Genomic DNA, 23,190 nt, shown 5'->3' on the forward strand with positions numbered 1-23,190 from the left:
TTACTTTTTCTTTTCTTTCATTTTTTTTTGGACATATTCCTTTTCTCCCTTATTCAAAGCTTCAAATGAATCATAAACTCGACCATCTTTCGCGTATGGAGTTACCGCAACTACATAATTACCGGCAAGAGGCCTGTGTTTTATAAGAGGTCCTGAAAGTTTTATAATATGTAAAGGAAGAGTTCTATTTCTGTACTCAACTAAAGGTGTAACATAACTCATTGTTAATGTTTCAATATCTAAGAAATAAAGTTCAAAACATACATCAATCGTTGCATTATTAGCTACTTCTCCTATATACCTTGTATTCAGCTTGTAATTATTATGAGATATTTTTATAATTTCCAACACTTTATACTTGTCAATCATATCCAATACATATAAAAATTCATCATCATAAATATCAATTTGAATAGAAGTTCTAAATGTATCCGTAATACCAAGACCCCAAGAAAATTTACTCTCTACCCAAAATAAAAAACCTTCACGGTCTTTTTCCATATATATCCCTAAAATATTTCTAATATCATATTCTGAAACATTGTAATTATTTGCATAGTTTATATATGAAAAATTTTCACAATATACAGTAAAAACAATAAAACATATAAACAAAAAACTTACAATATTTTTTTTCATTCTTGAATCTCCTTTGGTTGAAACTGGAAATATTTAATATCATCTATTTGGGTTATGGTATCCTCGCCTAATGGATCCCATAATAATTTCCCTTCTGCATCACCTTCTCCAAAATGGCTATATCCATAACTATTATTATTAGTTTTTACAACAGAAGCATCAGCACCCTCTTTAGATTCTAATACTAATGCCCTTTCATCACTTCCTAATATATCTAATGCATAATTGATTATAGCTACAGAATCCATCACATAGTATTCCTTATCTTTTTCCATACCAATAATCTTATTTTCAATAAGATAACCAATTCCTGTAGTTACTTGTTCAGGTGTCATATTTTTTCCAACTCTAGTTTGTGCTACACCAAATAAAGCCATTACATAACATGGACCATATTGAGGGATATTATTTGTTCCCATGATAACTCTATTTTCAAGTAAATCTTGATCAGCAGAAGGTTTATTATTAGATTGATTCAAATTTTGCATTTTGAAGTACCAATCTAATGTACCTCCAGTATATTGATTACCAGCGATATGATCTTCTCCCGTAGGATCTATATACTTAACCGGGTTATTTCCGCCATAATGGTATACATTAAAGTTTATCGTATTATATATACCACCTTCACCAACAGAAGAGCATGCCATGTAGTCATTTAACGCCGGATCCCCACTCAACCATCTTGAATACTTCGGATCAAGATACCGTGCTCCATAATAATACAGCCCCGTTTCTTCATCCAGCTCTTTCCCCGTAAACCTAAACGGCAGTTTGTCTATTCCCGGTGCAGTTTCTTCTATCCAGAGCTCGCCGTATGGTGTGTACTCTATATGTTCGTACTGTCTGCCTTTCCAGTCGGTTACAAATTGTGCACTGCCGAGGTGATCTGAGTGGTAATAATACCGCTTTGCTTTTTGCTCTTCGTTGTCGCCACTGTTATCGGTATGTGTCATTGCCGTTACAAGGCGGCTGTTACCTACAAAGATATGCTTGTGCACTCGTAAGCCTTGCGGGTTATTTTGGTCTTGCGTTGGTATGTGTATTGTAAAGAAATTATTGAAGTATAAGGTTTCGCTTCGGCCTTCATCGGTATACTTAAGTGCTCTTTGGCCGTCTTCGCCGTAGCGGTAGTGCACGGTAAAGTTGCGGTCACTTGATTTTGTTAATAAGTTACGCTCGTTCCAGGTGTAGTTGCGCCTGTAAGCAAATAGGTCTTGCGGGTTTGCCTGCTCGGTTTCTTTGGGGGCGTCAAGGCCGAAGCCGTAATCGGTGCCGTAGACATCTTCATTTTCAAAATATGAGTATGTAAAGGTAAATTCTTCTTCATCTGTGAATGGTCCGTCTTTTTCTGCCGTTATGTTGCCGTTGGCGTCGTAGCGGTAATAGCGGGTGCCTGCATGAATTAAACGGTGTGCATAGGCAGGGTCGTACTCGTATTGAAGCGAGTAGTCAAGCTCTGCTTTGGGATAAGAGTTCCCTTGGGAACCGGGTATGTTGGTAGTACTTAGCTTATTGGTCATGTTGCCTATGGCGTCAAAGGCAAAGGTTTGTTTATATTTTGCAATGCTTACGGGTGTCATGCCGAAGCTTTTTTTACCCTTGTATTGGTTGCTTGTTCCTTCTACGCTTATCAGCTGGTACAGGTTATCATAAGAATATGTTTGTTGTGTTTCGTAGGTAGTTGCGTCGTTATTATAACCGAGGACATTTCCGACCGCATCAAAATTATATTTTATCTTTTGAAAAATGTCTTGGGTTTGTACGTTTTTGGTTTCTATTGTATCAAGCCATCTTCGTTTTTCATCATATTTGTACCGTGTTTCTACGCCGTTTCCATACTTTATATATACTCTTTGTGCGTGTTCATCATACAGTATTTTGTTTACATAAGAATATTCTGCCGTTCCTTTTGATGAGGTTTTTACACCGCTCACTCCCTTTAATTGTCCGCCTTTATCATAGGTGTAGGTTATGGTTTCTTCGTCAGGGTATTTCATACTCTGCATTCGGCCAAGGTAGTCCGAGCGGTATTCAAAAGAGGCGGTTTCAGGATTGCTTCCAGCTCCATAGCGGTTTATTGTTCTACTCTCTTTTATTACCTCGTTTAATTCACCGTACTTGTATCTTGTTTCTCCCGTTTCATCTTTTTTATAGACTATTTGTCCCGCTCCTTTTTGTCCGGGCGCTCCGTATGTGTATTCTATGTCTTGGCTAAAAGGATAATCTGTCTTTACTATGCGGTCAAAGCCGTCGTATTCGTACCGTATTTCGGCAGCTTTGTTTTTTAATACCGAATCCGTTTCTGCGTAAAGCCTTCCTTTCTCATCGTATATCCATTCTTTTTTGCCGGTGTCCTTGCTTTCTATCGATGTTCTTCTTCCAAGTAGGTCATACGTTACCGATAAAAGGTTTTCGTTTGCGTCGTATGCTCGCAGCATTTCTCCTAATACAGAGTATTCATATCGGGCTTTGGTTAATAAACTATTGTTTTTATCAAGCCGTTCTACTTCCCGTATGTTTCCCCGTGCGTCTTTTTTACTTATGCTTATGTTCTCTAACGGGTCTATTGCCTTTGTTATTTGAAGCGAAGAGTTTATCGAGTATTCGTTTTTTTGTGTGTGCCCGTCTGGTAAAACCGTTAATATGTTTCGGTCTATATCGTCATACTCATATTTTGTTCCGTTTCTTATCGTTGTAAAATCGTTAAGCTCATAAAACTGTTCTACTGCCTGATACGATAATGCGTTTTTTAAATCGCTTTCTAAGTTCCCTCCGTAAAAGAAGGGCATTCCTTCTTCCGTCTTTCGTCCTGCCTTGTCGTAGTATATTGCACTTGAGATGTTCCAGCCCGTTTGGGTTTGGTCGTTCGTTCCGTCGATGTACACTTCTCCTTCTTTGGCTGTGTAGTTTATGCGTCCCAGACCGTCGTGAATTACTATTGTTTTCATTACGGCGCTGTCTTTTGCTTCGGTGCTTATTTTGTTTTCGGTTACGGTGTACCAAAAGGAATCGGCCGGTGTGTGATATTCATATTTTGCGTAAGGGGTTTCTCCGGCTTTGATTATTTTTCCGTTGTTTTTATCTCTTTCATAATCGTAGGGACTTCTCACCTCGGTTACTCGCCCAAAGTTGTCATATTTATAACTCATACTGTTCCCGGCGCTGTCCGTTTCTTTTAATTTTACGCCTAAGACGCTGTCCCATTCTATTTCGCTTATGTAAGGAGCTTCCCCTTTAGAGCTTATCTCTTTTATTTCAATCGGGTAGATACCGTCAAGGTATTTGTATTCACTTCGCTTTCCTGTCGGGCCTGTTAGCGCTTTTATGTTTCCTTCATCCGTCCATTCTATACGGTTTAATAAGAATGAAGAATTGGATGTGTATTGTTTTAGTTCGGTTAAGGCTCCCGTTCTCGCATCATAGCTTCCTTCTCTTTTGCGTAAGAGCGTTCCGGTCTTTCCGTGTAGGACTTGTATTTTTTCAGGGTGTGCTTTAAAGTATGCTTCTCCGTTTCCGCCTTTCCAGTATGTTATTTCTGCTATGATGTCATCGTTTGTGTTTGTGACGTCTCCCTTGTCATAGAGTTTTGTTACGTTGCCGTATTTGTCGTACTCGTATTCGCTTTCAGTTTTTATTTCACTGTAGCCTTCCCGTACGGTGTTTACTTCTTTTTTTATTCTCGCATGGGGAGCTGTGTCTATCTCATATTCTTTTATTGAGTATACTCTGTTTCCGTTTTTTATTATTTCGCGCTTTACCATGCCTTTGCGGTAGTAAGAGTCGATATAATATTCCGTTTCGGTTACCGTACCTACGGCGTTTTTACTTCTTACCGTTTTAAAGCCGTAGAATTCTTTTTCTATTCTGTTATAATAGCCGTCCTCGTAAGTGTAATAGGTTGTATACTCTTGTTCATTGCCTGTTTTAGTTTTTAGACCCGACCTTGCAGTTACTTCGCTTAATACGTATTTACATTGTGGAAGTGCTGCGGTGTTTCCTACCCGCTCATATTTTAATTCATAGCTTCCGCCTTGGGGTAGTTTTATTTTTTTAAGTAAGCCTACCTTTCCTAAAAGGTTGCGCTGGACGTACACGGCTCCGTTACTTCCCGGTATTCTTAATACTCGGTCAGCTAAACCGTCGCCGTCTATGTCAAGCATTGAAACGTTTACACCGGAAACTCTTCCCGATGCATTAACACCTGCTCCTGCCGAAAATGACAGGTTTAGACTATAACCTGTAAGAGGTATCAATACATTGCCTGAAACTCCTCCGTTTGTACCGGCACCGAAATTTACGGTTGAAGACATATTTAAACAATTAATCTTTTTTATAAGAAATGCAGACAATGGGTTTAAAGCCAATCCATCGCTTAAAACGGCCGAATCAAAACCGCTGTTTAGATATTTTCCCAATCCCGGAATATTTTTTAAAAAAGCCACACCCAAATTAGCATCACTTACAAAAAATAATTTTGCCTTATCTTCAGACGATAAATCCCATTCAGGAAGATTTATCGTCATCTCCTTTTCTATCTTTCCGCCGGTATTTACGGTGATTACAGCCGCATTATTTTTATTACTAAGACTCATCATATCGGGTAAATGACCTCGTAAATTTACAAACTGTCTTTTCGTGTCGGTATAACTTCCCGAATATGACAGTGAACCCGATAAATTGGCCGATACCGTATCGGTTTTTACGCCTTCATTGGCATAAGTATTACTCAAAGATGTTGAAAGATTTAAAACTCCTGATACGGTATGTGTTTCAGTTTTTCCTAGATTTACTTTTAAAATATTATCTCCTGCAAAGCATACCTTATCCCCGCAGTTCAAATAAGAACCTTCTTTTCTCACGCTATCAGGTAAACCGTCTCCATTTATATCCATAAAGGAAGTTTCATCTACTCCGGACCCCTTAGATTTGCTTAAATTGGCTCCTGTACTTATAGGATTTACGATTGTCGAATAAAGCAGTTTTCCTTTGGAGCTGTATACTTTTTTATTTACTCCTCCTCCGCTTACTCCTCCTCCGGTTGATGTTATCTTATCGGAGGTTTCTATAATTTTACTCAAATCTTGAATATAATATTCTTTTTCAAAACCTTTTCCGTCTCCTAAAGAAACTTTTATATTTTGCCCTTCTTTTTGTATTATATCCGCTTTTCCGTCTCCGTTTACATCACTCAATAAAATATCGACATAGGTTTCCCCTTGGCTTGTACTACGGCTGATATCACCGCTAATAGACGTTTCTTGTATTTTCTCCATTTCATCAGCAATTCCATTCATTAATTTTTTTATCTCTTGAACCTTAATTGAATCAAAAACCTTAGTATAATTCAAAGAAGGGGAATAAGAGTGTTCTTTGCTTTTATTTACTGAACGTCTAATCGATATACCAGACAAATTTGAAGGCTTTATTCCGGGAATAGTATAATATACACTACCTCCGCTCCTATTTATAAATATAAGGTCTTCTTTTATATACGGGCAATATCTTTGTAAACTATCTCCGCTTTCAGATAAAGATTCCGAGACATTTCCTATATAATATTGTTCGTCTATATCTACTTTGGACTCTGCTTCCTTTTTTATGGGTGTTATTTTTTGTCCATCTGAAAGTATAAACTCCTCATTTTTTCTAATAGGATAATACAACGGAATTTCTTTTCCATTCAGATTTTTTGAAATATTATCCTTATTGGCTTCCATATCATTGATATCTTTATTTATTGCATTAGAAGATTCATATGCTATCCTCTTCAATTTTTCTTCACTAAATGCATTTTCTTCATAGTTTTGGTCTTTTATCCATACACCATAATACCATTGTTTATTTCCCCCTGATAAAAATTCTTTTACTCCGCATTTAGTATCAATGTTTATTATTTTCTCTACTTCTACCTCCTTTATAATTTTTTCTCCATTCTCTTCTACTTCCTGCAACTCTTTATATTTACGTTTTTCTGCTTCAGTATATTTAATAACTTCTTCCGATAATTGATTGTTTGAAAAATCTTTTGCACTATCCCAAGTCTCTATAAATATATTTTTTGATTTTAAAATTCCATTTTCAAATATAGGAAGCCTTATATAAGGATATTCTCCCTTGTAATCCATAACCTGATATTCATTATTCTTATCATATTTAAGATATGTTTTTATTACGTCATATCGCCCTAAACCTATATTTTGCTCATCATCTTTAAGTTTATTGTATTTTAATAAAGCATGTGTGTAAGCTTCTCCTTCTAAAGCAAGGAGTTCTTCCTTTGTAAGAAGATTTAATGCTTCAATATCTTTTAAATTATATATTTTTTCTATATCATCATATTCATACTTACGCTCCCTAATAAATATCGATAATCCATATTCAATCAGTATTTTATTTAATCTTTCTTTTTCTTCCTCGCTTATCTCCTCTTTTATATTATAATGGTTTCCTTCTTCACTAATTTTATAAACACTGCCTATAAATAATTTTCCTTCTTCTCCTTCCAGTTTTTCTGCCATTTTTTCTATTTTTAAATAAAGTCCTTTATTTATCTTTTTCCATTTTTCATTATCCAATGTGTAGGACACATATCCTTTATTCTCTTTCCATACCTTCATAAATTCTTCATATGAAAGTTTAAATGCTTTAGGCTGATAATTATCCAATTCATAACTTAAAACTACTTTGTTACTGTTTATTTTTGTTTTTATTCTTTTCTGCCTATAACTTTCTTCTACTGCTATCACTTCTCCAAATTCTTCTTCTTCAAGAAAAATCTTTCTATTCTTTAATATTAAAAATTTATTACCTATTTTATCTAAATAAATATCGCCGTTGGTATCTATATATCCGATACCTTTAAATTTCACCTCTCTCCTTTTCTCTTTCCCTTTAATTTCCCATGTATCTCCGGTAAATAATCCTTTATTAGGATATATATTCTCTTCTAGTCCCCTTATATATTTATTTTTATATCTTAATATCTTTTCTAAAGTTTGCACATCTATATTCTTAAATACATTCCTAAGTTTTATTTCTTTATCGATAGGATTTCTTCCAGGCCAATCTTTAAACTTATATAACAACACATCTTTATCATGTAAAATATATTTTTCACTTGTTATTTCATATGTATACATACTTATAAGCAATTTTTTTAATTCTTTTTGTTTATCATCACCTTCATAACCCGCAGCCTGTAAAATTAAATCCATGTCTTCTTTGTGTATATATTTTGGTACAAAATAGCCGTTTTTTATTAAGTAATAAGCTGCTTTTGTTTTTTCTACATTATCTTTATTTATTCCTTCATTTAATATTTCTTGCCAATCGTCTTTGACCACATATTGCCATGTATATTCATCTTCATATTCTTTTCTTCTCAATATTTCTAATTCCGTATCCTTTAGAATACTTTCTCTATCTACCCTCCATAATACTACATTTTCCATATCTGAAAAGGGTTCGATACTTTTATATCTTACCTTCACATTCCATTTTATTCTCTGACCGCTTTTTTTACATTCTCCATAAGGCACAAAATATAAGTTTCCTCTACCTTTTATACTGTCTTCATTAATACTATGGCTATATCTATTCCCTTCATTTATTATTTTGTTTGATATTTTTTTATTTCCTTTATATATTTGAAACCGTATCTCATCATAATTACTTTCACCGTCATCAAATCTTCCTTCAGTTTCTATTTCTATCTTTCCATTGTACCGGCCGATCCAATTCCGAAACGGATTTTGTTGATAAAAACTATCATTGTATTCTTTAGCTGCCGCTTTATCAAGTTTGATTTCGGCTATCTTTAATCTGTCAATATTTTCAAATTCAGTACGGACAAATCTTTTACCCGTATTCTTCAAATAATACCCCGCTCCTTCTATTACTATATCTATAAAACCGTCTCCATTAATATCGCTAAATGAAGTTTTTAACTTTGTTATCGTATCTTGTTTTGCACGTGAATATGTGAATCCTGGTGAGGGTACTCCATCAGGGGTTCCAATTCCTCCATATACATTTAGACTTGTTCCTGTACTGTCACTGACTTCTTTTTCTATTCCTTCAATATCGGCATCCCATTTTTCAGCAGGGCCAAAACCATTCCCCGTATTAAGACTAACCAAAAATCCGCCCCTGCATTGTGAAACCGCATCAGGCCTTCCGTCTCCGTTTATATCCAAATATAGCTGCTCACTTACACTGTTCCCGGAACTTTTACTTCCTCCTCCTCCTACCGTAATCCTTCCATCATACTTTCCAGTCAGATCACCAACTCCTATGCCCCCTGACCCTGAAATATTAGCTCCCTTCGAATTTCCGCTTGTTACGCGTATTCCGCCCGTATTTTTATCAAGAATTCCGCTTCCCTTATACCACCTCTCCGTTTCTCCAAAGACTCTTATGCTTCCATCTTCATACTTCCCGGCATCCTCATATTCAAACCTATATGCGTATACTCCTTCTTCTCTTCCCCTTCCCGTTACCTCTATGCTATCCAATAAGCTTTCTAAAAATGCATTATCTTTATAATTAAATTTATATGTCTTTACTTCCTCTCCTTTAACTTCCGTTTTTATCTCTCTTATCCTTTTACTTTCCTTCTTTAAATACTTTCCCCTTCCCTCTACTCTTACATCCCCTCTTCCCTCATACTCTATCTTTATTCGCCTCTCTCTTTCTTTCCCATACACTATTTCCTTTAATACTACCTCTTCCCCTTCTACGCTTTTTCCATTTTCATAGTTATATTCTATTACGTTTCCAAAACTATCCCTTATCTCATCCAAGTAATAGAGGTATTTTCTCCCTTCGCTTCCTCCACTCCAATTTCTCTTTCCATATATCTTTACTCTTCCTTCCTTTTCTCTTATCTCAAAATAGTTTTCGCTTCCTCTTCCTTCTGCCCACTCATTTTTTATTGCTGCATAACTTTGTTTTCTCTCTTCTTTCCATCCTCCTCCCTCATATTTTACTCTTATCCCGTTTATTATATACGTGTCTTTGCCGTCATATTCAGGTAAGCCCAATCTTGTATCTATACTTATGCTTTCTATTCCGCTTAAACTAAAGCCTTTGCCCAATACTCCATACCCGCTTCCGCTTGAATAGCTTACCGCCAACTCAGGTGTAAACCCTCTTACTCCGCCGGGTAATTGCAGTTTCATGTTAAATGAGGCACTTCCTTCACTTACCCCCTTTAATCCTTCTATTCTTTCTATCCCCCCTACCGCATCCGCGGCTTTTAGTTCTTTTATGCTGTTTAAGTTTATATTTACAGGACCGGGCGATTCAGGTAAGCTTAACGTCCCATTTATCATATCCGTAAAATGATTTGTGTAAGACTCTATTACCTTTTTTTCTACATCTACGCCCTTCCTTTTTAACGCTTCCCATGCTTTCTTTCTTTTATTATAATAATATGTATATATCTCTTGTGCATATTCTTCTTCTATACGCTCATCATATGCCATTTTTATCAAACATTCTTTTTTAAATTTTATCCCTGAAGGCTCAAACCTGTACCCGCCTAACCCTGCCGTTACATTTTTTACTTCCCCCTCTTCTACTCTTATTAACCGGCTTATCTTTATTTCAACTTCTTTCTCTAATGCCCCTTTCGGTACTTCAAATATTACCCCATCCCCTTCAATTATGCCCCCTTCTTTTCCTATTACCTTGCTTGCCAATAAGATAGAGTTATTTATTTTTATCCGCTCTCCACTTTCTCCTTCGGCATATAGGTTTAAAGGAAGTACTCCTACCGTCATATATACTATAAACAATATTATCGAAATGCCTTTTTCTTTTATTCCTTCCATTATCTTTTTCATTTACTTTTATCTCCACTCTTTTTATAAGACTTTATTTAAAATCCTTTACTTTACCTTGTATTCTATCCAAACAAAATCATCAGGAAATTTATCCTTCGCTGATACTACTCCTATTAACCCGGCTTCCCCTTCTCCAAGTAAATATTCACTTGAATCGTTTATCGTATATGACGGGCTTCCGGAATAACTTTCATCGTTAAAATATACTTCTATTTTCTTCCCTGCCTTTTTTACACTGATGCTGTTTTCTACACCATAGCCTTTATTTAACTTTTCACTTTGTCTTTTCCACTCTATATCTTTATACAAGCCGTCTACTACATAGCCTATAGAATACTTCCCATCTACATGTATTAAAATCACGAGCATCCTATATCTTTTTTGCCCCGCTTCACTCTTTGTGCTGTAGCATACTAATCCGTATCCGGCTTCACTCGCCCCTTCTTTTTTTACTACTTTTATACTCGGGGCATTTTTATCTATTTCTTCTCCTAAAAATTTCCATAACGTATAACCCCTCACACCCCAATATTTTGCATTGTTTGTTTTTAATATTATTTTTTCTCCTTCCTTTTTAAATAACTTATCTTCAAATGGATTTGTTCCTCCCTCTTCATCTTCATTTCCTTCAAGCTCATTACCTTCTTCAAAAATCCCGCTTTCTCCATCCCTTATCCGGTTATAAGGATTAACGCAGCCTGTTATCACAAATATTATAATTAAGATTATCACCTTCTTTATTTTTTTCATTCTTTATCTTCTCCTTCTATGTATTTTTTATATAGTCTTAATAGCCTTTCTTTCTTACCCGTTCTTTTCTCTTTTTCTCGATGTATATACGGCACTATGTAGATGACCATTTCAGTTACAGTTTCAGAGCCGTTTATATCTTTAAAAGCTAAACCGGCTATTGGTATGTCTCCTAAACCGGGAATCTTTTTTTCGCTTGAGTTTTGTTCAACCTGTAATAGTCCGCCTATTATAATCGGCTTACCGGAAGGGGTTCTCACTTTTGTTCTTACTATTTTTTCGGATGTTGGAGGTAAAACACCGCTTGTAACTCCGCCTGACCCCTGTTTTGATACTTGTGCATTTACTTCCATAGTTATCATTCCGTCTCCGGATACATTTCCTTTTATATTAAGTAATAACCCTGATGTTATCTCTCTCATTGAACCATATAAGGGTTTACCGTTTGAATCAAGTGTTTTATCTATATATCTGAATGTATTTGTATTTTGAAATTTTACTTCTTCTCCCGTTATTCCGTTTAATGTTGTATCCGCTAAAACTCTTGCCTTATTTTCAGCTAATTCAAAATTAAGTTTTGCTATAAATTGATAACCGAATTTGCTGACTATATCAAAGTTTATATTAAATATATTACTCATTATACCTGAAAACTCACTCATAGGCTTTCCCTTAGTTTTTTTTACTTCAAGACTTTTTGCCCAGTTTATGTTTTCACTTTTTTTCATATTGCACTACCAATAGCTGATACCGTATCTGTGCCTTAGGTTTATCTATCAGCTCCATTTCTTTTAAAAACTTTTCCCTCTTTATATTGCTCCCTCTAAAAAATATTAAATTGGGATTTCCGGTTACTACTATACTTTCTTTATTTACGGCAGGTGGAAGATGTTTTAACAATTCCTCCGAAGATATATATTTTAATAATATCGCTCTCTCTTCTTTTTCTATATCCAGTATCTTTATATATTCTTCCACTATTTTTTGTTCTTCCTGAGTACATCTTATTATAAATCCGTTTATATCCGTCAAAATATTTATTTTTTGTTTTTTCAGTTCTTCAGGCAATGCATCTATAAATTTTTTTACTTCAATATACTTTAATTCATATTTTTCACTTTTTATATCTTTAATTCCTTCTTGCCCATATACCATACATACCGAGAAAAATAAAATAAATAAAACGGACTTCTTTTTCATTATTTCTTTCCTATTCTATTGATAAAAGCCTTAACGTATACGGATAGCATTCTCCACCTGCACTACCGCTTACCACTATATTTCTATCCAGCGATATTTTAAAGCTTAATTCTTTTTCTCCATCCGTATCATTTTTTATTATGATAACCGCATTAGTTGCAGGCTTTTCACTGCTGCCGTTATACGGTTTTGTTATTATAAAAGGTAAATTAGCTGCATCGTATACTATTGCTATCTTGGCCTGTCTTTTTGCAGGGATTCTTACCTTATACCAATCCTCATCCTCTAAAACGGTTCCCTCATGCGACCTATAATAATATACATTTCCTTGTATATCGTTTTGCAATAATACAGCCTTTTCTTTTCTGTCGTTGGGTTCATATACATCTTTTACCTGTTTACTGTATATGCCCATGTAATGTATATTCCCTAAAAATCTTTTTTTACCTCTAATCTTATCAAGTCTATAGATATATCTTGTATCTTCTTTTAATACTCTATCTTCATATTCCGTCCCTTCTCCATTATACACTTCTTTAAACTTTAATACGTTTTTATCTTCACTTCTCATCAATATGTATTTATCGCACCTTTCATCTTCTTCCCAAATGCATTTTATTACATTTTCTTCGCTAAAAGAATCTACGTTTACATAAAAATTATCAGGATCTCTTTGATCTCTCGATACTATCTCATATACTCCGGTTCCGCACGCTCCATTAAAAATTACAATGACTATTATAAGTAATTTCAATATTTTCCCTTTCATTTTCTTTTATACTCCTTTTTAAAAACTTCAAACTCAACTCCGACCTTTCCTATATATTTACTCATTACATTTTTATAGAATACAAATTCAAATTCATTCGCAAATATTATTTTTATCTTCTCAGTTACTGCGTATTTATAACCGATACCTGTAATAATTCCAACAGCTCCCGATGTATTAACTTTACTATCCGAATATTTATCTTGATATGATACGATGTCTAAACTGTATAAGACTCCGGCTTTGGCGTAAACTCTATGAATATCATAAAAGTTTATGTACATATTTGTATATCCTACTGCATTTATATTATTTAAATAACTTTTTATCGCCTCTTTGCGGTTTACACCCAATCTATAATCCAAAGATAATCCTACCGAAAAATAAACGGGATATGTTCTTATAAAAAACACGCTGTCATCAGGTATTATCTCAAAACTGCCTCCTATTCCGATAGTTCCACTCATGTATTTTACCAAAGCCTTATTCATAAATGTCCAATACCAAATATCAGTCCCTACATTTATTCTGCTATACTTCTCCACTTCTTCCTGTTTCGGAATATAAAAAATTTCGTGTAAACTATCCAGAACTTTTTTACTTATGTTCTTTATAAATTTTTCATAATTTTCTATTCCATCTTTTTCATACACGGTAAATATATTTTTCCTTCCCTCGCCGTCAAAAATTCTTAATTCACCTTCGTATGTGTATTCAGTTTTCTTTATCCAGCCATAGATCAAATATTTTATTTTTTCTTCTCTGCATAACTTTAACGCATCATATGAAGACCTTACCTGTTTTATCTTTTTTCTCGTTTTTATTATTTCTACTCCTAAAAATTCTTTTTGTTCTTCTATGCTCTCACAAATATCGTCTTGCAATTTAGTATCTGTTTCATAGCTCTCCTCTCCTTCATCTACACTCAATAAAGGGGCTATATATACTTGTTCAGCTTCCAATCTCATAAAAATTATTATTACAGCTAATATTAAACTCTTAACTCTGTTCATCGTTTATTGCCTTTTCTCTTTTTATAAAGTTTTCTATTATTTTAAAACTGCTTTCTTCCATTCCGTTTTTTCTTAAGTATTCTATTTCTTCCAATATATAATCATAATTTTCTTTATCCATCTCATTTGAATAAAACAAACTATATACTCCGTAATATCGCGAGCTCAATCTTTCAGGATCACTTTCTTTTATTTCTTTATATATTTTATATGCTGCCGCATATTTTTTTTCTTTTAGCAAATTATACGCTTCCATTTCTTTTTTTTCCAATATCCCCTCTGCATATATCAATCTTAGATCCTTTTTCTTATCGTTTTCATTTATTCTTTTTTGACTTGAGAATAGGTTTTTAAGCTGTAATTGCGTTTCCTTACCTTGCAGTTTTAATAGTTTTTCCGTTTCTTTTATTTCGTTTAATATGTTCTCCGTACTTATCTCGATTTTCATATTTATTTCATCCCGATTATATTCTATCTGTCCCATTATATTTTTTTCCATATGTTCAAGCAATGTAATAATATTTTTTACCTCTTCTTGACCTTTTTTTACTTGAAAAAATATATAAATATTAAAACATAAAAACACTATGAGTATAACGGATATAACGGAAAATTTTATAATCATTTTTGATAAGCATTTATCTTTTTCTTTTTCCATAAATATATCAAACTTATCCTTTAATTTAATTTTCTTAAAAAGCTTTTTATGCTTTCATTATCTTTTTCTTTTAGTTTTTCCAGCAACTCGGCAGCTTCCTTTTTATCTCCTTCTTTATATTTAATCACTGCTTTTAAAAAAAGACCTTCATCCCGATATTCTTCTATCTTTATAGCCCTATCTATAGATTCTTCTGCCCGTCCATATTCTTTTTCATCTATCAAATTTTCAGCTTCTTTTAATATATCTTCTCCGCTTTCCATTCTTATATGCAATAAGCTCATCGGCTCATAATAAAATACATCCTCTATTTTTTCATAGCCTTCTTTCTCCAGCTCTATCCTTTGTTCTTTTTTATCCTTGATGTCTGCATATAAAAATTTTAAGATAAATCTGCCCTGCCCGTCCGATACGGCCTTTAGCCAACCGTTTACTTTTACACTTACTCCTGAAACCCCTTCTTCATTCCCATCATATATCATCCCGTACATAACGCCTGCATCGTCTTTGTATTTCTTGCTCCATACGCTTGAACAGCCGGTTGCAAGGATTAAAGCAGAGAATAATAAACATAAAATCTGTTTAATATTTAATTTTTTCATAAAAGTGATTTTCCTAAAAATAAAAGTATTAAGCCGTCAAATTGAAGGGAGAAAATGATACGCACACAAAACGGCCGATTTGTAAACCTATCATACATATATTAATTTGTCAAGACGTAAATTTAAAAAAAAATACATTTTTTTACTTTTTTTGAGATATTGCTTAAATATCTCTCTTTAGGCAAGCCTTAAGGCTAGCGAGTGATGCGTCTTTATCATTATAATATAATAAGTAACACTTTACCTATAAAAGTGTTTTACTAAGCAGTTATGCCAGCTTTTAAAGGAGCTCAATATGATTTTTTTTAAATTCGGTTTAAAAGTGAAAGTTTTTTTGTTTTATGCTTTTTTATGATAGGATCGGCAGTTTTTGCCTATGATCCCATGCCCGGAGGGGAAGAAAAGCCCGCTCTGCAATCCCCATCAGTTGCCGGAGGACAGGCCTCTGTTACAGGCGGACCTTTCGGGGACACTGTGCCGGGCAGTCTTGCCGTAAATCCGGCTTTAGGCGGGGCAGAACAAAGGCCTATTCTCGATGTTTCCTATTTTTTACTTGCAGGCCTCAGCAAAGAAAAAGGTGTCGGCCATGCAGCCAATGCAGGAGTCCTCTACCCCTTTAGATGGGGAAACCTTGCAGGAAGCCTTCACTTTTTAAATTCGGAATTTGATTCCTTAAAACTTGGAACAATGGGAGGCTTACGCTTTTCATATTCAAAAGATTTAACCGATAAACTTTTAGTAGGAGCCGGAGCCTATGCCGACTTTGGAAAGGACTGGGGACTCGGGCTCGATATCGGGGCTCTTTATATGTTCGGAGACCTCGGATTTTTAAAAAACTCCAAGCTGGGCGTTTCTATAACGGGACTCGGCAAAACCTATAACCCAAAGTCAACAGGCATAAAGGGAGGTTCTTCAAGCGGCAGCCCTGCAATACTCACTCCGAGGGTAGGCTTTGCTTCAACCTTGGTAGATATTGACGGCTTCCAACTCGGAATGCATGCAGACCTCTCGGCACCCTTTTTCCAAAATCTTATCTTTAATACGGGGCTTCACATGCTCATGGCCGATATGATATCCTTTAAAACAGGTTTTGTCATCAATACGGCCGAAGCAATTAACAAAAAACAAACATTTATCCCCTCCTTCAACATAGGAGTAAATATAAAGATTAAATCTAAAGGATCAAACGATTCCTTCTTAAAGAAAAACGGCTGGGAAGAAAACGAAATCCGTCCCGAATTTGCTGCAAAACCATTTCATAACGGAATTTGGGCATTCGGCGGAGGCGTAAATGTTCACTTCGGTCTAAAGGACAACGAAGGGCCTAAAATCCAAGCCGAAATGCCCGAAAACGGCACACTGTACTTTTCTCCCAATAATGACGGAGAAAACGACGCAATGGAAATCCCCCTAAAAATTACCGACAAAAGGTATGTAACGGCTTGGAACTGCGAAATAAAGGACGAAAAAGGAAACACTGTCCGCACAATTTCAAACAAAACTCCTTTACGCGAAATGAAAGATGCCGCTTCATTCTTTAAACTTTTAGGAAAATCCAAAGAAAGCGTTGAAGTGCCGGAAACCCTTCGATGGGACGGACGCACCGATTCGGGAGAAATAGCCCCCGACGGAAAATACAGCTTTGTAATAAGAGCCGAAGACGATAATAAAAATAAATCGGAATCTCAAGTTTACACAGCCTATGTGGATAAAACTCCTCCCGCTCTTACATTTAATAAACCTCAAAACCAAGAAGCCCTCATCTTCAGTCCTGACGGGGACGGAAATAAAGATGTCTTTGTTTTCGACAATAAGGGTTCAAATGAAGACCTTTGGACGGCAAGCATAAGCGATGCCCAAGGCAAGGTCGTAAAAAAAATAGAGGTTAAAAATAATGAACTTACTCCTTTAAGCTGGGACGGAAAAGACGATTCGGGAATTTTTGTGCCTGACGGAGTTTACAGCTATAAAATCGAATCTACCGACAGGGCAAAAAATAAAACCGTATCAAACCTTTCAAACATCATTGTTGATACATACAAGCCCTCGATCAACATAAATATCGATAAAAACGCCTTTTCGCCGGTCAGCAGCTCAAACAATAAGATAAGCTTTATTCCTTCTATTCCGATTACCAAGGGTCTTGAAGAATGGAAGATAGAAGTAAAAAATCAAACAGGTGCAACCGTAAAAACATATACTGGAACTCCTTCAAAGATAGAAACCAAAAGTTTTGACGGAAAGGACGAAACAGGGAAGCTCTTGCCTGAGGGCACATACAAGGCCTTTATTTCCGCAAGGTATATAAACGGGCATAAGCCTTCAACTCAAACGCCCTCTTTTACCTTGGACATTACACCGCCCAAGGCTGAAGCAAGTACGAACCAAAAACTATTTTCTCCCGACGGCGACGGAGAACTGGACAGCATTATCTTTACCCACAAGGAAGAAAAACCCGGCTTATGGACGGCGGAAATCTATAAGACCTCAAGCGGAAATACAATCAGCGGTACGCCTATTTTTACAAGCAGCCTTGGAGACAAGCTGCCTCCTCAATTTGAATGGAACGGAAGAAAGTCCGACGGCAGCTTTGCCGAAGACGGTAAGTACATCTATGTATTAAGGGGAATTGATGAGGCTCAAAACGAAGCCCTATCGAATACCGTACTTGTAGAGCTCAATACCGAAAAAGCTGATATCATTCTCCAATCAAATTATACGGCCTTTTCTCCCAATAATGACGGGGTAAAGGACAGCATGGAATTCTATCCTGTAGTAAAATCAAAAACGGCTGTAAGCTCATTTAGTCTTAACATCAAGGACTCAAAAGGCAAACTTGTTAAAGCCTACAAGGGCAATACCCCTCCAAAGAAAATAACTTGGGACGGACAGCCTGATGAACTCCTTTCAGCCGATAAAAAAACGGCAGCATCCGACGGTACCTACTCTGCCGAATTTGAAGTAGAACTCGCAAATAAAAATAAGGCAAAATCCGTTATTTCATCGATAACGATAGACACCGTTTATCCTGAAATTCAAATTTCCGCTCCCTATCTGGCCTTTTCTCCTGTTGAAGGAAACAACAAGCCGAACCTTCCCATAGATCAAATATCTTCTTCCGAAAAAGAATGGGTGGGACGCTTTGTCGATTCCAAAAATAAAACGGTAAAAACCTTAAAATGGAAGAACAAGGCCGATAAGTTTATCTGGGCAGCAGATGACGATACGGGCAATAAGGCCCCTGATGAAAAATATACCTATGTCGTAGAGGCTGAAGACGAGGCCGGAAACAAAACCTTTCAAAAACTTGAAGGCATAGTTGTAGACCGCCGTCAGGCTAAGGGCTATATAACTGCCGAACACAAGGTATTTTCTCCTACAGGTAACGGAATAAAGGATGTTCAAAATATTTCGGTACTTACAAACATTGATGCCGAAATAGATAACTGGAATATACAAATTTCGGATGTCGAAAGCGGTAAGATTTTTGCCGAATGGACTTCCAAAAAGGACGGAAGTCTTCTTAAAAAACTCGTATGGGACGGCAAAAGCGGAAACTCAAAGGCCCCGGACGGAAGATACATGGCAACCATGTACATAGAATATAAAAAAGGCGATATAGTAACGGCCTTTACCGATGTCTTCATCCTTTCAACTGAAGCACCTAAGATCGGAGTCAGCACAAGGCCTAAATATTTCAGCCCCGATAATGACGGCACCGATGATGACCTCTACATAAGCCTAAAAGCCGATTCAAAGGCCGGCATCGAAAACTGGAAGTTTGAAATTACCGAACCGGAAGAAAACGGAGGCAAACTCTTTTGGAAAACCGGCGGAAAGGAAAAAATAACTAATGAACTCATCTGGGACGGCCGCTCTCTTTCAGGAGAAACGGTACAGTCTGCAACGGATTATCCTTTTACCTTTACCGTAACCGATAAGGTCGGCCTCACCTCTGTTTACAGGGGCTACATTCCAGTAGATATCCTTGTTATCAGGGACGGGGATAAACTAAAAATAGCCGTACCTTCGATTATTTTTAGGGCAAATGCAGCCGACTTTGAAGGCCTAAATCAGGCCATTGTCGATAAGAACAATAATATCTTAAAGCGTATTGCCGTTATCCTCAATAAATTCCCCGAATATCAGGTTCAGGTTGAAGGACACGCCAATACTACGACAGGTACCGAAAAAGAAGAAAAAGCGGATCTCCTCCCCTTATCAAAACAAAGGGCGGAGGCTGTCCGCCAATTCCTTATAAAGGAAGGCGTCAGAAGCTCCCGTCTTTCTTCGGTTGGAATGGGAAGCTCCAAGCCCGTTGCCTCCTTTAACGACAGGGACAACTGGTGGAAAAACCGCCGAGTAGAATTTATTTTGATTAAGCAGTAAAATTTAAAGCTTTTTAAATAAAACAAAAGGCTGTTCCCCATACGGGTCCCCACAAGGGGCTCCCATAAGGGCGGACAGCCTTTTTACTGTAGTGAACATCTAAAAACTAACCGAGTTTTTAGATATGCCCGACACTACCTTACCAAAAAACAAGAACAGCAGTTTTGATAAATTTGTTCTGCCAATGCTTCCATAGATTTACCTAAAATCTCGGAAACGGCGGCATAGGTGTATTCTATTAAAAGAGGAGTATTTATCTTTCCTCTAAAAGGAACAGGGGCTAAATACGGGGCATCCGTTTCAAGCAAGAGCTTATCGGCAGGAATGGCCCTCACAAGCTCTGCAATCCTATCCTTATCGGCCTGCTTTTTAGCATAAGTTACATTCCCGGGAAAGGAAATATACCAACCCCTTTCCAAAAAGGTATAAGCCTCTTTAAGCCCATAGGAATAGCAGTGAATTATCCCTTTGTGATGTCCTACCTCATCAATACATTTTAGGGTATCTTCGTAAGCATCCCTTGAATGAACGATTACGGAAAGATTTTTTTCTTTTGCGATTTTTAACTGCTCTTTAAAAAGAAACTCCTCCCCTTCTATATCGCTTGTGCCTTTTTCTTCGGAATTTAAATCCCCTCCCCTTTTTTCGGCAGCAGGACCGTTCCAGTAACGGTCAAGCCCGCATTCTCCAAGGCCGCAATAAAAGGGCTTACCCGGATTAGTCTTTTCCGCTTCGGCTTTTTGCAAAAAAAGAGTATCAATATCGGTTTTTAAGGCTGCAAGAGCATTTTCTGGATCGGCAATGCTTTCGGCATGGGGCCAAAGACCTGCCGCAAAATGCATAAAATCGGGAAAACGCTCAGGCTCATGAACGGTCGCTTGCATGGTCATTTGACCGGGCATTAGCCCGGGCATTTGCCCTTGAATTTTGTCGCTAAAAACATCCGAAATAAATTTTTGCCTTTCTTTTAAATCACCCGGCTGAGTACCGATATCCATAGCAAACTTAAAATTTCTTTCTTTCATTGTATGTAAAAACGAAGTATCTCCTTCATTCCTTTGAAAAATCATAAAAAAATGCGCATGAGAGTCGGAAAACATCTTGACCTCCTTTAAAATTTATGATAGTATACCACATCCGCTGAAGTGGTGGAATAGGTAGACACTAGGGACTTAAAATCCCTTGGCAGTAATGCCGTACGGGTTCAATTCCCGTCTTCAGCACAAAAGCCCTAAACTTAAACGGTTTAGGGCTTTTTTCTAATCTTATTTTTTTTTATTCCGATACTGAATATATGAGATTTTAATTCGGGAGGAATTAAATGAAAAAAACAATCTTTATATTAATTTTGTCCTTGTCAATTATAGGTTCATTAACGGCACAAGGAGAAATTATAAGCGAGGAAACCTATGCTTCGTATTACGGAGAAGCCTTTAACGGAAGGCCTACCGCAAACGGGGAAATATTCGATATGAATACGTATACTGCAGCGCACAAAACGCTTCCTTTTGGAACTCTTGTTGAAGTTACCAACTTAGAAAACGGAAAAAAAGTCATCGTAAGAATAAATGATAGAGGCCCCTTTGTAGGTAACCGTGAAATAGATGTCTCAAAGGCAGCTGCAAAAGCCTTAGATATGCTCTCTCATGGGGTTGTAAGGGTAAGGCTAAGAAAGATAGACCCAGCCAATATGGAATCCTTTACTAATACCGAAACTTCAAAAAAACCGGTGACTAAAGAAAATATTCCAGTAAAAACGGAAGAAACTGCCGTGCAATCCGTAAAACAGTCTCAAAGTCAATCCCCGAATTACATACCTGATACAAAAAATCGCGATCTTGTTTATATACCGGCTAAGGCTTCGGAAACAGAGGGCGTTTTATGGAGAATTCAGCTGGGTTCATTTAAACGTGAAGAAAACGCTATGAGGCTTGTAATCAAATTAAGAAAAATAGGCTTTGAACCTGCCTATGAAAAAACCGAAACAACTACAAGAGTTGTCTTGTACGGTATCAGACCTCATGAACTTGAAAAAGTAAAAAAGGTACTTGAGCTAAATTCCTTTACAGATTATATCCTCCGCCAAGAAAGTTGGTAATACATAAAACCTGCCGAACTGTTTATCATACCTCCTAAAATAATTTTACCCGGGCTCCAAAAGAGCTCGGGGTTTTTTATTTAAAATTATCAAAAAAAAATCTATTTTATTATATGAAAAATAAAGCCTAAACTTATACGGCCGCAGTGCAGGGAAGCTCCGGCAGCACCTGTAGCTGAATAGCTTTTTAATAAACCTGATTTTAAAAAATAAACAAAGGATTTTCCGTTATAAGCCGTAATCGAGGTGTAGTCAACTGAAGAAAAAAAAGAAAAATACTTTGAAAGTTTTTTTGCTGCCGAAAGATATAAGTAAAAAGATATATTTTTCTTTTCAAATACATCTACAAATTTTAGTCCGCCACCATCTCTCTTATAATGAAAATCCTCTGCAAACCCAATAGCACTCGGACAAAGTTGGGTAGATAAATCAATCTTCCAGTCTCTTGGAAGCTCAAACCTAAATAGCATCCCGATATAAGGCAAGATAAAAGCCTGCTTATAACTTATGCCTATACCGCTTACGGGAACTATAGGCGTATCGGGTAAAACAGGACTTGGAGGCTCGGTATCAGGAGGATACTTGGTATAACCGTCCACGGCATCCCACGAATTTAAAATATATCTTATTCCTAAAGACGGCCCGCAATATATTTTTATATTTTTATTTCCAGACGTCTTATATATAACAAGAGACCTCACCCAACCTAAATTAAAATTTAAATCTACGCCTTGCCTTATATAAGACTTATGTTCAGAAAACTTAGTCAACATAAAAGGATCAGAATTGTTAAGGTAATCATAGTCAAATATCTGGCCGGAATAGGAAGGAATAATAAATGAAGAAAAAAAAGAAAGGTAAAGGCCTTTTTTAAACCTAAATTCGGTATTAGCCGTAAACCCTCCGGAAGGTAAAAGAGGCCAATCTAAACGGCTTCTAGTTATATCATATTTTAAAACATATTCAAAACCTGAGCCTATTATCAGACAAGGAGAAGCGGAAAAATTAAAGGAAGTCTCTTCTTCCGGACTTATAGCTTTAGCCGTAATAAAAAAAATGAAAAAAATAGCGATTAACCTATTAAATTGCCTCATAACAAGTATTAGTTTAGTTGGTCTTGCAGATTCTGTCAAGCACAGTTAGACATGTCACGGTCAAGACATGAACATTTAAAACACGATTAAGAGTTGTTGTCAAAAAAAATCATTTGTGATAGAATAAACC

At 36.3% G+C, this 23,190-nt stretch carries 12 protein-coding genes, 1 tRNA gene and 1 pseudogene; 3 read left to right on the forward strand and 11 right to left on the reverse strand.

Annotated features, from left to right (window positions below; translation table 11 throughout):
* From JO40_RS12090 to JO40_RS12125, 9 genes are read right to left on the reverse strand one after another with little or no spacing between them, the layout of a single operon-like run.
* On the reverse strand, positions 1–639 hold the full coding sequence (locus JO40_RS12090) for a hypothetical protein (RefSeq protein ID WP_044979527.1): 639 nt from the start codon (positions 637–639) through the stop codon (positions 1–3).
* A complete protein-coding gene (locus JO40_RS12095; protein ID WP_245608904.1) occupies positions 636–10,487 on the reverse strand; it encodes a toxin TcdB middle/N-terminal domain-containing protein in 9,852 nt (3,283 codons plus the stop codon). The genes JO40_RS12090 and JO40_RS12095 overlap by 4 nt, the downstream gene beginning before the upstream one ends.
* Positions 10,488–10,532: 45 nt before the next feature.
* Positions 10,533–11,237, reverse strand: a complete 705-nt coding sequence (locus JO40_RS12100) for a hypothetical protein (protein WP_044979528.1) — start codon at positions 11,235–11,237, stop codon at positions 10,533–10,535.
* Positions 11,234–11,965 carry a type II secretion system protein GspD gene (locus tag JO40_RS14920; RefSeq protein WP_245608905.1) on the reverse strand — a complete coding sequence of 244 codons (732 nt, stop codon included), beginning with the start codon at positions 11,963–11,965 and terminating at the stop codon, positions 11,234–11,236. Before JO40_RS14920 ends, JO40_RS12100 begins: the two co-directional genes overlap by 4 nt.
* Complete coding sequence (locus tag JO40_RS14925; RefSeq protein ID WP_245608906.1) at positions 11,952–12,437, reverse strand: hypothetical protein; 486 nt, start codon at positions 12,435–12,437, stop codon at positions 11,952–11,954. Before JO40_RS14925 ends, JO40_RS14920 begins: the two co-directional genes overlap by 14 nt.
* A gap of 10 nt (positions 12,438–12,447) precedes the next feature.
* Positions 12,448–13,206 carry a hypothetical protein gene (locus JO40_RS12110; protein ID WP_044979529.1) on the reverse strand — a complete coding sequence of 253 codons (759 nt, stop codon included), beginning with the start codon at positions 13,204–13,206 and terminating at the stop codon, positions 12,448–12,450.
* Entirely contained in the window at positions 13,203–14,219 is a 1,017-nt protein-coding gene (locus tag JO40_RS12115; RefSeq protein ID WP_044979530.1) for a hypothetical protein, read from the reverse strand. Before JO40_RS12115 ends, JO40_RS12110 begins: the two co-directional genes overlap by 4 nt.
* The gene (locus JO40_RS12120) at positions 14,206–14,877 is read right to left on the reverse strand and encodes a hypothetical protein (RefSeq protein ID WP_044979531.1); all 672 of its coding nucleotides are present in this window, start codon (positions 14,875–14,877) and stop codon (positions 14,206–14,208) included. The genes JO40_RS12115 and JO40_RS12120 overlap by 14 nt, the downstream gene beginning before the upstream one ends.
* A gap of 20 nt (positions 14,878–14,897) precedes the next feature.
* Positions 14,898–15,479: a tetratricopeptide repeat protein gene (locus JO40_RS12125; RefSeq protein WP_044979532.1), complete on the reverse strand. Its 582-nt coding sequence runs from the start codon at positions 15,477–15,479 to the stop codon at positions 14,898–14,900.
* Between the two features lie 295 nt (positions 15,480–15,774).
* Here JO40_RS12125 and JO40_RS12130 point away from each other — a divergent pair.
* Positions 15,775–19,868, forward strand: a pseudogene (locus JO40_RS12130) (FlgD immunoglobulin-like domain containing protein).
* Between the two features lie 134 nt (positions 19,869–20,002).
* On the opposite strand, the gene JO40_RS12135 reads toward JO40_RS12130, so the two are convergent.
* Positions 20,003–20,968, reverse strand: a complete 966-nt coding sequence (locus JO40_RS12135) for a TatD family hydrolase (protein ID WP_044979534.1) — start codon at positions 20,966–20,968, stop codon at positions 20,003–20,005.
* A 39-nt stretch (positions 20,969–21,007) separates the two neighbouring features.
* Here JO40_RS12135 and JO40_RS12140 point away from each other — a divergent pair.
* Together JO40_RS12140 and JO40_RS12145 are read left to right on the forward strand one after the other, a co-directional pair.
* Positions 21,008–21,091, forward strand: a tRNA-Leu gene (locus JO40_RS12140).
* A 98-nt stretch (positions 21,092–21,189) separates the two neighbouring features.
* Positions 21,190–21,966 (forward strand): septal ring lytic transglycosylase RlpA family protein, encoded by a 777-nt coding sequence (locus JO40_RS12145; protein WP_044979535.1) that lies wholly within the window; start codon positions 21,190–21,192, stop codon positions 21,964–21,966.
* A gap of 101 nt (positions 21,967–22,067) precedes the next feature.
* On the opposite strand, the gene JO40_RS12150 is transcribed toward JO40_RS12145, so the two are convergent.
* Entirely contained in the window at positions 22,068–23,060 is a 993-nt protein-coding gene (locus tag JO40_RS12150; RefSeq protein WP_044979536.1) for an omptin family outer membrane protease, read from the reverse strand.
* Between the last annotated feature and the right edge of the window lie 130 nt (positions 23,061–23,190).

It is taken from the genome of Treponema putidum (assembly GCF_000755145.1).
GTDB lineage: Bacteria > Spirochaetota > Spirochaetia > Treponematales > Treponemataceae > Treponema_B > Treponema_B putidum.

Coding starts and splice junctions, on each gene's coding strand:
- JO40_RS12090 (WP_044979527.1), bottom strand. CDS start 639: ATGAAAAAAAATATTGTAAGTTTTTTGTTTATATGTTTTATTGTTTTT.
- JO40_RS12095 (WP_245608904.1), bottom strand. CDS start 10,487: ATGAAAAAGATAATGGAAGGAATAAAAGAAAAAGGCATTTCGATAATA.
- JO40_RS12100 (WP_044979528.1), bottom strand. CDS start 11,237: ATGAAAAAAATAAAGAAGGTGATAATCTTAATTATAATATTTGTGATA.
- JO40_RS14920 (WP_245608905.1), bottom strand. CDS start 11,965: ATGAAAAAAAGTGAAAACATAAACTGGGCAAAAAGTCTTGAAGTAAAA.
- JO40_RS14925 (WP_245608906.1), bottom strand. CDS start 12,437: ATGAAAAAGAAGTCCGTTTTATTTATTTTATTTTTCTCGGTATGTATG.
- JO40_RS12110 (WP_044979529.1), bottom strand. CDS start 13,206: ATGAAAGGGAAAATATTGAAATTACTTATAATAGTCATTGTAATTTTT.
- JO40_RS12115 (WP_044979530.1), bottom strand. CDS start 14,219: ATGAACAGAGTTAAGAGTTTAATATTAGCTGTAATAATAATTTTTATG.
- JO40_RS12120 (WP_044979531.1), bottom strand. CDS start 14,877: ATGGAAAAAGAAAAAGATAAATGCTTATCAAAAATGATTATAAAATTT.
- JO40_RS12125 (WP_044979532.1), bottom strand. CDS start 15,479: ATGAAAAAATTAAATATTAAACAGATTTTATGTTTATTATTCTCTGCT.
- JO40_RS12135 (WP_044979534.1), bottom strand. CDS start 20,968: ATGTTTTCCGACTCTCATGCGCATTTTTTTATGATTTTTCAAAGGAAT.
- JO40_RS12145 (WP_044979535.1), top strand. CDS start 21,190: ATGAAAAAAACAATCTTTATATTAATTTTGTCCTTGTCAATTATAGGT.
- JO40_RS12150 (WP_044979536.1), bottom strand. CDS start 23,060: ATGAGGCAATTTAATAGGTTAATCGCTATTTTTTTCATTTTTTTTATT.